Here is a 12,911-nt window from a genome sequence, read left to right as displayed (position 1 = left end):
CCGATATACAAGAGGTCTAACCTATTTTTATTCCATTGCTTTTGACGTTATCGTTGTTTTATGTGGTGTTACACTATGGTTTTTATCCGCAGCAGATTCTGGTAACAGTAAGAAGATCACGGCTATTAAAACTAAAATCGCAATGATGATAATTAACTTTGGATTTGTGCTCATATCCTGTTCCTTGTCATTATCTAAAAATGATTACATATCTTCATAATAGAACAATTTTATAGAGAGATATTCTAATTGCTCACTTTATTGTTGTTTTTGATCATAGTACTCGCGTGCTTTTTTTATTGTTTCCCAGTTTAGTCGAATCCATTGCATCAGCTCTCCTATAGGACACATCAGATTTTTACCAAGAGGAGAGAGCTCATATTCAACTCGAGGTGGAATTTCAGGGAAATAGTGACGCACTACTAATCCATCACGTTCCAGGTTTCTTAGGGTTGTCGTAAGCATGCGTTGAGATATGCCCGGAACTGCATTTTTGAGGTTAGAAAATCGACTGCGTTGATTGGGAGTTCTTTCTAACGTTGCAATTAATAGCAGAGACCATTTATCTGCAACCCTATCGAGGAAACTGCGAAACTCACAATTACACTCCTCATGAGGAATGGCTACTTTTGTTTCTTTCATTAGTATTCTCCAGGTAACTAGGTGAGTTATATGTAATGTCTATTTTTTATATCTAATTACGTTATATACTTAAGTATACAAAAGTAACTATTATAATAGACCTCTTGCATAACTGCATCTTTTGCCCGATTGTTATGCAAGAGGTTTAATGAACACTAGTAGGAGTATTTTTTATGAGTAAAGTTTCTAACGATGTACTAAATAAACTTTTTTTTGAAGCAAGAACCGTTAATGATTGGCTTCCTAAGGAAGTGAGCGATCATGATTTAGAGGACATTTATAATTTAATGAAATGGGGACCTACGAGTGCTAACTTGAGTCCAGCAAGGATAGTTTTTGTGAAAAAAGGTTTGCATAGAGAAAAACTGATTGATTGTCTTTCACCAGGTAATATAGAAAAGGTTAAAGCAGCGCCTGTAACAGTGATTATTGCTCAGGACATGATGTTTTATGAAAAGATAGATAAGTTATTTCCGCATGCGCTTGGATTTAGAGATATGTTTGCATCAAACAAAGAGTTTGCGGATCTCACTGCATTAAGAAATAGTTCATTACAAGGTGCTTATTTTATTTTAGCAGCGCGTACTTTAGGATTTGATTGTGGTCCAATGTCTGGTTTTAATAATCAAAAATTAGATGAACAGTTTTTTTCTGGGACTACCTGGAAATCAAATTTTATTTGTAATCTAGGGTATGGAAACAAAGAAAATCTGCATCCGCGTTTACCTAGACTTAGCTTTGAGGAGGCTTGTAAGATTGTTTAAGCTTTATCTTATGACTCATCATTTAATGATAAGCCCGTCGTTCTAAGGATAAAAATGAAAAAAGCGAGATTCTTTTTAATAGTGGTCGGTCTTTTGACTTATACCTATTATAAAGTGAACCAAACCGTCCCAGCACATGAATGGTTGATGCTTCTGTGTACGGTTTTGTTGTTTCTGGTGATGGTAGGATGGGTATTTCTTTATCATTCTAATCCTAATTGGGTTGAACTTGCGTGGTTTCGGTCATTCGTTTGGTTAGGATCTTTTATCATGGGGCTTTGGACTACATTTATTTTATTATCCATTCCCGTGGATGTTGTTTTTCTTGTGGATTATATAGTGCAGATGATTTTCAAACTTTCTGCCTATCATGCTGAAACCTTTGGACTCATCCATCAGAAAATCAATTATTTTCTTTTGGCTTTATCTATTTGTTTGGTGGGGGCTGGTCTTGTAAGAGCACTTGGCAAGCCAGGTGTGAAAAAAATTGCTATTCCTTTAGATAATTTACCTCAAGGATTAAATGAGGTAAGCATTATTCAAATTAGTGATTTACATGTTGGCCCAACTATTCGACACTGCTATGTAGATCATGTAGTGCAGTTAGCTAATGCGGAAAATCCTGATTTTATTGTGGTTACTGGTGATCTTGCAGACGCGACTGCTGAGTCAATTGAGAAGCATCTAGAACCTTTGTCGCGACTTAAAGCACGCCATGGAGTGTATTATGTTACTGGAAATCACGAATATTATTGGGGTATAGAGGGATGGATAAAGAAAGTGAAGCAATTGGGGTTTCAGCCATTAATTAATGAGAATCAAGTAATTGCTGTAAATGGTGTTAACGTTCTAATTGCTGGTGTTACAGATCACATTGGGGGTCATTTTCATCCCAGCCATCAACCTGATCTAAAGAAAGCAATGCAGTCTGATGAAATAGCACAATTCAAAATATTACTTGCACATAGGCCTGATGTTTGTTTTGAGGCAGAACAGCTAGGAGTCAATCTTCAACTTTCTGGGCATACTCATGCAGGGCAGTTTTTCCCTTTTAATGTGTTGCTTCCTCTGGCCTATAAATATTATCGCCGATTCAATCAACATGGGAATTTGAGACTTTATGTCAATCCAGGAACAGGATATTGGGGACCAGCTAATCGGTTTGGAGTGCCAGCTGAGATTACCTTGTTGACTCTTAAAGGGGAATAAGGCCTATTTAAATTTCTACTATCTTGGTTAAACTGACTTAATTTGTTGCGCTTTCATCCTTGTATACTATCTGGCTGTGCAAGTCCCATATCGGGCAATTTGTCGCCCGACCTTGTATCTTAAAATCCTGATGGGTTGGATAAAAGAAACAATAGTACTCTCCCATTAATTCGGATAGGTCGGGCTCTTCGCCCAACAGATATCTCGACTTTATTGCCTAATAAGGCGAATATTTTTATCGCCAATAGAACAGGGCTCAGTGGAACGGAACGGATTAATATCCAGACCGCCGCGGCGAGTATAACGACCGTACACGGTGAGCGATTCAGGTTGGCATAGGGTCATAATATCGGTAAAAATACGTTCGATGCATTGTTCATGAAATTCATTATGATTGCGGAAGGATACAAGATATTTTAATAAACCTTCATGGTTGAGCTTTTTACCCTTATAAGCAATTTGCACAGAACCCCAATCAGGTTGATTGGTCACCAAGCAGTTCGATTTGAGCAAATCCGAATATAAAACTTCCTCTACCTGTTCATTGGACGTAGTGAGGAAACTGCTATCTACCATATAACTAGAGCATTCAATATCCAGCGTATCGAGACAGGTGCCAGAAAAAGAGGAATGTAGCGTTTGATTTTTTAGATCAGTTAATGGGGTAATGGACACAGTTGCTTCCGCATCTATGCAGCGACTTAAATCTTGTCTTACAGTCTGTTCAACAGCTTGCACATCGCTAAAGACATGGTTGTTAAAAGAGTTAAAATAAAGTTTTAACGATTTGGACTCAATAATGAAAGGAGAATGGCAATCATAGGAAATCACAGCAATAGCGACCATAGGCTTGCCTTTAGGGTTGAGCCACGATACTTCATAATGATTCCAGCAATCAAAACCATGGAATGATAAAGTTATTGGATCTAGATTAATTTCCTTTCGTTTGGGGGCTCTAGGTATGGCATAAAGTCGCTCAGGATTATAGGTTGCATCGTATTCAGATTTCTGTCCAAGCTCTGATTGATTTGCCATATTTTGATAATTGTTTTTTAATTCCTTACTCATGGTTGAAGACTCCAAAATATGAATGATTTGAGTAGTGCTATACCAATTTACAGGGTGTCCCGCATTAATTTGTGCCGCAATGTAATTTAACAAAGCCGAAGCTTCATTAATTTTTTGTGCTTGTTCAGCCAGTACAGTAGCTTGTAAGGCCAATGATTTTTTCAGATTAAAACCAGGGTGCTGAATAATATTTCGAATAGCAGCAAGAGAACAACCGAGATATTTTAAAGTGGTTATTTGTTGTAAACGTAATAAATCATCCTCTGAATACAGCCTATAATCTGCTTCACTGCGTCGTGATGGTTTCAGTAAGTCAATATCATCATAGTACTGTAAGGTACGAATACTCAGTGATGTCAGTTTACTGATTTCTTTAATCTTATATTCTTTCATTAGGCACCTTTGCTATGCAAGGTGAGTGTATTCTATCACGTAACGTGAGAGTCAAGAAAAAATTTACTGATTTAATTCAATTATCAGATTAATTTTATGTTTGATCCTAATGGATGGCGTGGAGCAATGAATACCTTGATTACGCTTGCTCTGCATCAAGGCCACGTTGGCATGTGATGAATAAGCTCTGATTAATCCTTCGTTAGCCTTAGGATGACGGCTTTATGATTCTATTTTTTTGAACACAACCGTATATTCTTTGTGCCAATGATGAGCATTACCTTCGGAGGTAATAGTAAACGATTTAACTTGCTTACTCGTTAAGAGATGCTGATTGCCGTAGAGCAATGCAAACTCCTGAGTGTTTTCTATGAGTGGTGAAATTAAAAACGCTGCTTTTGCTATGTTGGCAACCAGTCGGTATTGTTTTTTAGCGCCGCTTTTCAGTTCAACAGAGATAAGCAATAAATTAGGCTTAAAAAAAGTTAGGGCTAAAAGTCCATAGAGAGTGGGTTTGATATTGATTGCAAGCAGTAGTGGTTGATTTGTATCGGGTACCTTGAGTGTTTCCCCTAAAAAATGGCGCTCTTTGCTCACTAATGCTATAGCCGGTGAGTACGGTAAGGCATTGTTCTTAGTGAGGAATAAAAAATTATTTCTAAGTTCAGTAGGTTGATAGTTTGTTAACAATACGGGCCAACTCGTGCCATCCTCCAATGAGGGGAGTCTCCCATCTATAGCTTCTATAGCAAAAATTATATTGTCGGGTCTGTGTTCATCCAATAAATGCTCTTTATTTTTCTTAGCCAGCCATGGAGTAAAGACAGAGTAGCTTTGAAATACAGGACGAGGAGCCCAGGGAATTTCTGCGGCTATTAAATAGGCTTGATTGTAGGAGTAGATATCTGTTTTACCCTGCAATTGGGGAAACGCGATGCGTTCTTTCATGAAGTTCATACTCAGAGCAAAATTTTGACTGAGCCAGTCTTTATTAGTGATTCTATTTTGCAAACCATGCCATGCTGAGGAATAGGTAGATAGGATGTTTTTAGCTATTGATATTTGAGTATAGTGGGCTGTAATGTAGTTAGAGGTATAGAGGCAGAATAAAATAACAGGAATAATGATTTTGGAGGTAAAGAGATAAGGTAGCAGCAGGGCGGCAATCAAAACCGAGGTACTGGCAATAAATGCATGACCGTAATGGCGAGTGAACCCTGCTTTAAAAGAAAGAAATAGAAAAACAAAAAACAAACAGAATAAGAACACGCGGGAAATCGTGGGAAGCTGCTTTTGCCACACAATAGATAAAAGTATTAATAAGGAGGCGAATAAATAAATAATAACTTCATGACTGTTACCCGAAAAAGCCATTGCTTCGCTAAAGCTAGAGGCTAGATGAATACTGGTTATTAAATAAGAAGGTAAATAGATAATGGATTGCCCTGCACTAATCCAAAATAACATCATTGAAATTGTTGGGGATATGAAGCAAATAAATGCTAGAGTCATTTGTCTATGCCAGATAAAAAATAGAATGCAAAGCAAGACAATGGTAAGACAAATAATGAGTAAAGAGCCCTTGATGAGAGGCAATAGGCCAAAAGGAACCAACAGGAATGCTATGAACAGTTTAGAACGATGTCTAATAAATCTGAGATGCTGGGAATAGGGGATGGCCTCTTTATCGTTAATGCACTTATAACAAATTAAACCAGCCAATAAGGGATAGAGAAAAAATAAAGAGTCACGAGCATAAATCATGACCAACAGACTTACCCCTAGAAATACGGTCCAACGCCATTTTATACCGTGCATTAAAAAAATGAGACTCATCCAAAAAGCACAGGCTAAATAGAGACTACCTCCTATCATCATAGAGTCTGTTGCAGGATGATAGGCTTTGGTATAGAGGGACGAATAAGGTCCCAGGGTAAAAATGATCTCATTGCCAAAAGAAAGTTTCATGGCTACAGCTTGGTTCAGTGCAAGAGCCCAAGACGAATCAAGCCCGGCGGCTGGCATCTTGGGGGAGAATGGGACTAGGACGCTGATGAGAATGAGGAGTAACGCCATTTGTAAAAATAAGCTGATGCTTCGCTGTGCGGCGGGTAATTGACTTACAGTTTTTAATGAGGTTTCATGCATGAGTTGTAATTGGTTCAGAGGCTAGGGGTAATGTTGCAAAATTCTGAACTATTCATTTGTATTTGACAATAAAAAGTATTTTGACTAATCTTGAATTGTGCAATGCAGCATAAGGAGCTTGAAATGAATCAGCAATATTTTTCTCAGAAAATGTTCAATACGCTGGAAAAACCAATACAGGAATTAATGGAGTTGCATATGAAAACATTTCAAAATTTTTCATATATCACCCCAGTAGAATTATTTAATGTTCTAAAACCAGAAGAAATTTTGGAAAGAAATATAGAAATTATGGTTAAAAATGGACATAAAACTTTGGATTATATGCATAATTTATTTTCCTTTATGGAAAAAAATTGGCTTAATATGTCCGATAAAATGATGGCTAACGCGCAACAAGCGGTAAAAGAGACGTCATTAGTAACACAAAAAAATATGAAGAAGGCTACCAGCACAGCTCAGCGTACTGTTAAAAAAGTAACATCTGCTATGAAAGATGCTACGCAAAAAACTGCAAAAAAAACTGAAGCAGTTGCTCGCAAAAGCAAACAAGAAGCTACTAAAATAATGAAGCAAGCGACCAAAACAGCAGCTAAAGCGACCAAAACAGTTGCTAAAGCGACCAAAGCAGCTTCTTCTGTAGCTAAGAGTGTTGCAAAACCAAGTACTACCAAAAGTAAAGTAAGTGCCAGTAAAGTGGCTGCAAGTGGTAGTCCTACAAAACGTGATGTCAAAAATGCGCCTTCTTCCATGATGGAAAAACCAAACACTATGAATAAAGTAGAAGCCAAAATTCATGATACAAGACAAGTCAATCCTCTTTCAGTACCTACTGTAACGAAAGATTTGGATCCTAATAAAAAAGATAGGCCTTTAATGTAATCTGATTTTTATTAATGGCAACAGTCAACGTAAGTCGGGCTATTTATAGCCCGACAAAACCATTTCGCTAAAACTCCTATCTGAAAAATCATTAGTATGGATTTAATCATGACGTATTTTTCCTAAGAGTATTTCTCTATGGATGCTCTTTAATAGACCTCTTCACAAACTAGCTGAGGGGGACGAAACAATTTGCCTAATCAATAGGGCGACATGCCTACAGCGAGTTTGAAAACAAATCTATTGCGTTTTAAATGGTTTGCAGTAAAAGTCTTTTATTCAACTATACTTAATTTACATTAGCTCAAATGTGGTATTTTTAAATTCAAGAGGGATTAATGACGAATAAGAACACCACCCCAATAACCATCTCTAAAAATTTACTAAGGTTATTTGTCTTGGGTTATACTCCTATCGCCAAAAGAGCTATAGAAAATCTGAATACAGTTTGCAATAGGTCAGAAATTAGCGCCAATTATGCATTTGAGGTGATTAATTTATATGATTACCCTGAGTATGCAGAGCAAGAAAAAATTATAGCTACTCCTCTGCTGATTATTAAAAATAAACCCTCACCAATGCGTCTTATTGGCGATCTCTCGAATAAAGATAAGGTGCTTGAGGCTCTAATCATAGGGATGTTGAATTATGATTAGAGTTTGTCCAGAGGGAAATTGGCAACAGCTTGTGTCTGCTTTAGCTGATGGGGTAATTATTAGTCATCATGATGGCACTATTCTTTATGTCAATCAGCATGCAGCTGAACTATTTGGTCGAAGTGCATCCTCTTTTATTGGCGAAAATTTTTTATATCCTTTAGCGGCCAATGAAACACAAGAAATTGATATTATCAAACCTAATGGTCAAGTGTTGACAGCCGAGATGAACGTTAAATTAGGGGCGTGGCGAGAGCAACAAGCCTGGATTATTTCCTTACGCGATATTACTGATAAAAAACGTAAAATGGAGCAATTGGAAATTGGTTCAAAGGTTTTTAATCATGCCCATGACGGAATTATGGTGACCGATGCTCATTTTAATTTGGTTGATATGAATCAGGCTTTTATAGACATGACGGGGTACAGTAAAAAAGAGCTGCTAGGAAGAAACACCAAAATATTCAGGTCCGATTTATATGAAGTAGAATTTTATAAAACCATGCGCTCTGATGTTAAAAAAGAAGGATATTGGACAGGAGAAATATGGGGAAAACATAAAAATGGTTCGACCTTTCCTGTTTATTTAACGATGTCTGCAGTCAAGAATCGCGATAACGAAGTTATTAATTATATTGGCATCTGTCATGACTTGATCTTGTTGAAAAAACAACAGGCTATAATCACGCGCATGAAATACTATGATCCATTAACCGACATCCCGAACCAATATTTTTTATCAGAACATCTTGGTTCACTAATGAGTGAAAACAGCCCCCTCGGGGCAAGCTTAATCATTGTTTATCTTGCGTTAGATGGATTGAACTCAGAGAAAAATAACAAATTACTGGATGAACAAAAAAAAGACAATGTTGTCATTGGAATCGCTCACCGTCTTGCCTCTGTTTTGCCAAAAGATATTCTTTTAGCACGGGTTAGCTATAGTGATTTTATCGCGGTGTTCAAAAATGTAGTCAATGTAGAAGACATTACTCCTGCAATTCAATCCGTAATAGAAGAATGCGGCAAACCCTACGAAATATCAAAAAATAAAATCACTCTTAAGATTAATATAGGCCTTACCTCCTACCCTCAAGAGCATATTATTTATCCAGAAGAGTTGATTAGGCAATCGCATTTTGCCGCGTATGAAGCTAAGTTTTCGGGAGAGAATCAGTATAAATTCTATGATAAGTCCTTGGAACTGCAAAAGATCCAAAATAATCAACAAATACGTGATCTCCGCATCGCCATGACCCAACATCAGTTAGAGGTTTTTTATCAACCCAAAGTGGATATGCAAACAGGAAAAATCCTTGGGGCTGAAGCCCTGGTTCGTTTGAGGCATCCAGAAAAAGGGACTTTAGGTCCGGATAGTTTTCTACCAGAGGTCTTTAAGCATCCTATCTATGCTGAACTTGGAGAATGGGTAATACATCAAGTATTAGCCGACTTAGAAAAAAAACTTATAGCACAGGATATCTATCCTATTAGCATTAATATTTCTCCTTATCATCTAACCCAAGAGAGTTTTCTAAACGACTTGAAAGAGATATTGGCCGAGCATCCTAAGGTAAAAAGTGAGTTCATCGAATTGGAAATTTTAGAAACGGAAGTGTTATCTAATTTGTCACAAGTAAAAAAATTAATTAATGAATGTAAGAAAATTGGCGTTTTATTCGCTTTGGATGATTTTGGTACGGGCTATTCTTCTTTGACTTATCTTAGAGAGTTATCGGCGAACAAGGTAAAGTTAGATCAAAGCTTTGTGCGCGATATAATCAATAAATCGGAAAATATTGTCATTCTTAAAGCCTGTATTGATATGTGTAAGCTTTTGAAGCGTGAGGTTATTGCTGAAGGAGTAGAAACAATAGCAATAGGTAAATTGCTGCTTTATCTGGGATGTACGAATGCTCAAGGTTATGCGATAAGCGAAGCGATGCCTGTTGATGAGCTCTGTGAGTGGTCTAAAAATTGGCATTCTTTTCCTGAATGGAATATGGAGGTCGCGAGTAAAAAAGAAGGGGCTTTACTCCTTAATGCTATCATTGCGCACTGCGCGAGGATTGATGTGATAAAAAATTATTTAACTTTAAATCACAATGCCTCTGTAATGGATATATTAAAAGTTTGCCCCGTGGAATTATGGATTAACAGACAAAGACATCTAAAACCAGAGCAAGATGCAAAATTAAAGCGATTACAAGAATTGCATACAGAAATTTATGTTGAAACAGTCGATGTTTTCACTCTTCATGAGCAAGGAAAGAATAGTGAGGCGGTTAAGCGTCTAGAGCTATTAGAATCTCGGAACATTAGTTTATTAAATCAACTGCTTGCTCTAAATCTTTAAAATGTCTTTTTGCGGCGATAACCTCATTAGTTGTAATAGTTCACGACTCCCATGCTATTGTTTCTCTCGCTTCTCCAATTTACACTATGTTTTTTGTCACAGCTTACTTTAATGCACATTATGTCCCCCATTAGTTTGTTAAAAAAGTGGATAGAAGAGGAAAAAAAATTGGGTGTCCCTAATCCTCAGCAGGCCGTACTATCTACAGCAACACTGACGGCAGTTCCGCATAGCCGTATAGTTGCTATTCGTGAGATTAATGAAGACAGTCTTATTTTTTTTACTCAGAAAGGAACGCGCAAAGTACAGGAGCTTCTTAGTAATCCTGTGGCTTCTTTTACTTTCTGGTTTGAGATGTCATCACGAGAGATAATTTTTGAAGGTGTTGTTAACCCCCTATTTCCTGAGGAGAACAAAACATATTGGGACAGTTATCCTCGCGAAGCACAAATTCGCTTTTATAGTTATGCAGAAACTTCATCTAATCCTATTGCCAGTAAAGAGATTTTAGAACGTAAAAAATGCAGCGTTGAACTTGAATACCAAAACAGCCCATTGCCTGTGAGTGAGTTTTATTGTGGTTTTAGATTCAAACCTCATCGAATAGTATTCTACTCTTATCGTACTGATGAATTATCGGATGTCGTCGAGTATGTCCAGCAAGGACTGGGTTGGGGGAGTCAAATTTTATCACCATAAAGTAGATTTTATTAGAAGGGAAGCAAATGTCGATAGCCCCTCATGAGTTTTGAAAGAAGTCTAATGACTCCATAAGGGTGAAGAATGAATGTCTGTAGTATAATACGGAGAACGAAGTGATGAAAAAAAATTGGTTCATTGCACTAGGAATGGTGTTGGGAGCTTCTGCTGGGATTGTTCATGCAAAAAATGAAGCAACCCATCGAGAGGAACAATTTTCTAACAATAAGGTTAGTGTTTGGAAAACCATTATTTATCCTGCGTCTGGACAGGCACTAACAATGCATCGACATGAGCATGATAGGGTAGTTGTGGCACTGACTGACGGTTTATTAAAAATCACCAATGATAAAGGGAAAATACATTATTTGAAATTGGAAAAGGATAAAGCTTACTACCTTACTAAAGATGTTCCCGATGAATTACATAATGACGTCAATATGACTGATCATCAGGTTAAGGTGATGGTTATCGAGCTGAAATAGGGTTGGTCCAACCTTCTTTTTCCTACAGCGAGTTTCGAAGAAAGTCTAATTATATTGTGCTAATTTACTTTGTGCTATGCTTTATTAAACCGTTTTTATTAGGGTATTCATGATAATGCACACCCAACGAGGATTAGAAGTTAGCACTCGTTCTCCTGACGTTATTGATGATATTAATTCTTTTCATGGGCAAGTACTGGGGTCCGGAGTTAATGCTGGTGCTATTTTAGATGCGGCTCAACGAAATCCTGATAATGTGTTAATACAAATTTATGCCGCGGTTTATTATTTATACGCTCAAGAATATGAGATTGATAAACAGGCAAAAATTCACCTATTTTCTGCGGAAAAGCTTTTAGAAAAGGCTAATTTGCGAGAAAAAATTCTTTATGATGTTGTGCTGCATTGGTATCAACGGGACTACACACAAGCCATTAATTTGTTGGAACAGGTAATTGAGCTTTTTCCAAGAGATACTTTAGCACTTAAAATACTTGAATGGCTTTTTTACTGTACAGGACAAGCATTTCAGGCAGAGCGTTTTTTGCGCATTTGTAATCAATGTGCCTCGGTCAATCAAGATGAATCCCATTTTCTAGCGACTCATTCTTTTGCTTTAGAACTGTGTGGTTATTATTCTCAAGCTAGGGACATGGCCGAGAGAGCAATCGCAATGAATTTATTCACTCCCTGGGCTCATCATACGCTAGCTCATGTTGCCTTGTTAGATCGCGATATAAGTGGCGGGATTAAACGTTTACAAAGTCTACAAAGTAGTTGGGATGGCATTTTACCATTATTAAAAGGACATAATACTTGGCATCTGGCTTTATTTCATTTAGCCCAACGCAATGAGCAAGAGATTATAAAATTATATCCAAGTATTTTTGGTGCCTTGCCTAATACGGTATTGGAGCAACTGGATGCGATTTCATTATTATGGCGCATGGATATGGCGGGATTACCTCAGGATAAACTATTTCATTCCATAGCAACTCATTTAGGGAACCATCCTTTTGAATATTATATTGGTTTTAACAACGCTCATTTTATCTATGCGCTAGTACGTACTAACCAAAAAAAATTGGCCGATAATTCTTTAAAGCAAATGGAAAAAGCAGCTCAAGATCTTCCGACTCAATCCTTATGGGTTAAAACGGTCTTGCCTTTATGCCACGGTATTTATGCTTTTGCTGATGCTGATTATAAAACAGCGAGTGCCTTGATGGAGTCTATTATTGAGCAAAGTCCACGAGTAGGGGGAAGTGATGCTCAGGTTGAGTTATTTGCGCAAACTTATTTTCTTAGCTTGTTACATACCCAACAACGAGATAAAGCATGGCTATTCTTCTCTAATCATTTATCATACTATAAGGACACTGCCCTAGTTGAATGGTGGAACATGGCATAGATCAGCCAATAGGTTCTAATTTAATCCAGTTCATTAAACGTGGCCAATATATTATGATGGTTGACCTCTAATTTAGTTTTTAAATAATTGATATTGCCGTGATTAAAAATAAGGAATTTCAGTAAATAACGTGAGTTCGCTATAAAAAGAATAAGCATGCTTTTTATGGCGCTAAACGAAGGTTAAATAGACTAGGAG

General features: G+C 37.2%; 12 protein-coding genes and 1 pseudogene. 8 read left to right on the top strand and 5 right to left on the bottom strand.

Annotation, left to right across the window (positions count from 1 at the left end; all coding sequences use genetic code 11):
* Positions 1-27: 27 nt before the first annotated feature.
* Together LFA_RS19925 and LFA_RS14640 are read right to left on the bottom strand one after the other, a co-directional pair.
* The gene (locus tag LFA_RS19925; RefSeq protein ID WP_157010382.1) at positions 28-174 is read right to left on the bottom strand and encodes a hypothetical protein; all 147 of its coding nucleotides are present in this window, start codon (positions 172-174) and stop codon (positions 28-30) included.
* Positions 175-258: 84 nt separating this feature from the next.
* Positions 259-642 carry a winged helix-turn-helix transcriptional regulator gene (locus LFA_RS14640; RefSeq protein WP_045096833.1) on the bottom strand — a complete coding sequence of 128 codons (384 nt, stop codon included), beginning with the start codon at positions 640-642 and terminating at the stop codon, positions 259-261.
* Between the two features lie 173 nt (positions 643-815).
* On the opposite strand from LFA_RS14640, the gene LFA_RS14635 reads away from it, so the two are divergent.
* Together LFA_RS14635 and LFA_RS14630 are read left to right on the top strand one after the other, a co-directional pair.
* A complete protein-coding gene (locus LFA_RS14635; protein ID WP_045096832.1) occupies positions 816-1,406 on the top strand; it encodes a malonic semialdehyde reductase in 591 nt (196 codons plus the stop codon).
* A gap of 54 nt (positions 1,407-1,460) precedes the next feature.
* Entirely contained in the window at positions 1,461-2,615 is a 1,155-nt protein-coding gene (locus tag LFA_RS14630; RefSeq protein ID WP_052673989.1) for a metallophosphoesterase, read from the top strand.
* Between the two features lie 210 nt (positions 2,616-2,825).
* On the opposite strand, the gene queF is transcribed toward LFA_RS14630, so the two are convergent.
* The 3 genes and pseudogenes from queF to LFA_RS14620 all read right to left on the bottom strand — a co-directional run bounded on the left by queF (position 2,826) and on the right by LFA_RS14620 (position 6,224).
* Positions 2,826-3,683: an NADPH-dependent 7-cyano-7-deazaguanine reductase QueF gene (gene queF, locus LFA_RS14625; RefSeq protein WP_045097654.1), complete on the bottom strand. Its 858-nt coding sequence runs from the start codon at positions 3,681-3,683 to the stop codon at positions 2,826-2,828.
* Positions 3,684-3,875: 192 nt separating this feature from the next.
* Positions 3,876-4,076, bottom strand: a pseudogene (locus LFA_RS20380) (MerR family transcriptional regulator); the annotation flags it as partial.
* A gap of 222 nt (positions 4,077-4,298) precedes the next feature.
* A complete protein-coding gene (locus LFA_RS14620) occupies positions 4,299-6,224 on the bottom strand; it encodes a hypothetical protein (RefSeq protein WP_045096831.1) in 1,926 nt (641 codons plus the stop codon).
* A gap of 123 nt (positions 6,225-6,347) precedes the next feature.
* On the opposite strand from LFA_RS14620, the gene LFA_RS18990 reads away from it, so the two are divergent.
* From LFA_RS18990 to LFA_RS14590, 6 genes are all read left to right on the top strand, one after another.
* Positions 6,348-7,106: a hypothetical protein gene (locus LFA_RS18990; RefSeq protein ID WP_052673988.1), complete on the top strand. Its 759-nt coding sequence runs from the start codon at positions 6,348-6,350 to the stop codon at positions 7,104-7,106.
* A 338-nt stretch (positions 7,107-7,444) separates the two neighbouring features.
* On the top strand, positions 7,445-7,762 hold the full coding sequence (locus LFA_RS14610) for a circadian clock KaiB family protein (protein ID WP_045096830.1): 318 nt from the start codon (positions 7,445-7,447) through the stop codon (positions 7,760-7,762).
* The gene (locus LFA_RS14605) at positions 7,755-10,118 is read left to right on the top strand and encodes a putative bifunctional diguanylate cyclase/phosphodiesterase (protein WP_052673987.1); all 2,364 of its coding nucleotides are present in this window, start codon (positions 7,755-7,757) and stop codon (positions 10,116-10,118) included. The genes LFA_RS14610 and LFA_RS14605 overlap by 8 nt, the downstream gene beginning before the upstream one ends.
* Positions 10,119-10,229: 111 nt before the next feature.
* Positions 10,230-10,817 (top strand): pyridoxine/pyridoxamine 5'-phosphate oxidase, encoded by a 588-nt coding sequence (locus LFA_RS14600; RefSeq protein WP_045096829.1) that lies wholly within the window; start codon positions 10,230-10,232, stop codon positions 10,815-10,817.
* A gap of 149 nt (positions 10,818-10,966) precedes the next feature.
* Entirely contained in the window at positions 10,967-11,302 is a 336-nt protein-coding gene (locus LFA_RS14595) for a cupin domain-containing protein (RefSeq protein WP_407927640.1), read from the top strand.
* 109 nt (positions 11,303-11,411) lie between these two features.
* Complete coding sequence (locus LFA_RS14590) at positions 11,412-12,713, top strand: tetratricopeptide repeat protein (RefSeq protein WP_231865855.1); 1,302 nt, start codon at positions 11,412-11,414, stop codon at positions 12,711-12,713.
* Positions 12,714-12,911: the final 198 nt, after the last annotated feature.

Origin of the sequence: Legionella fallonii LLAP-10, assembly GCF_000953135.1 — a bacterium.
Classification (GTDB): Bacteria; Pseudomonadota; Gammaproteobacteria; order Legionellales; family Legionellaceae; genus Legionella; species Legionella fallonii.
This window is presented reverse-complemented; position numbering and strand designations above follow the sequence as displayed.

Bases quoted from the DNA above. Each gene is read 5' to 3' on its own strand.
- LFA_RS19925 (WP_157010382.1), bottom strand. From the start codon at position 174: ATGAGCACAAATCCAAAGTTAATTATCATCATTGCGATTTTAGTTTTA.
- LFA_RS14640 (WP_045096833.1), bottom strand. From the start codon at position 642: ATGAAAGAAACAAAAGTAGCCATTCCTCATGAGGAGTGTAATTGTGAG.
- LFA_RS14635 (WP_045096832.1), top strand. From the start codon at position 816: ATGAGTAAAGTTTCTAACGATGTACTAAATAAACTTTTTTTTGAAGCA.
- LFA_RS14630 (WP_052673989.1), top strand. From the start codon at position 1,461: ATGAAAAAAGCGAGATTCTTTTTAATAGTGGTCGGTCTTTTGACTTAT.
- queF (WP_045097654.1), bottom strand. From the start codon at position 3,683: ATGAGTAAGGAATTAAAAAACAATTATCAAAATATGGCAAATCAATCA.
- LFA_RS14620 (WP_045096831.1), bottom strand. From the start codon at position 6,224: ATGCATGAAACCTCATTAAAAACTGTAAGTCAATTACCCGCCGCACAG.
- LFA_RS18990 (WP_052673988.1), top strand. From the start codon at position 6,348: ATGAATCAGCAATATTTTTCTCAGAAAATGTTCAATACGCTGGAAAAA.
- LFA_RS14610 (WP_045096830.1), top strand. From the start codon at position 7,445: ATGACGAATAAGAACACCACCCCAATAACCATCTCTAAAAATTTACTA.
- LFA_RS14605 (WP_052673987.1), top strand. From the start codon at position 7,755: ATGATTAGAGTTTGTCCAGAGGGAAATTGGCAACAGCTTGTGTCTGCT.
- LFA_RS14600 (WP_045096829.1), top strand. From the start codon at position 10,230: ATGCACATTATGTCCCCCATTAGTTTGTTAAAAAAGTGGATAGAAGAG.
- LFA_RS14595 (WP_407927640.1), top strand. From the start codon at position 10,967: ATGGTGTTGGGAGCTTCTGCTGGGATTGTTCATGCAAAAAATGAAGCA.
- LFA_RS14590 (WP_231865855.1), top strand. From the start codon at position 11,412: ATGATAATGCACACCCAACGAGGATTAGAAGTTAGCACTCGTTCTCCT.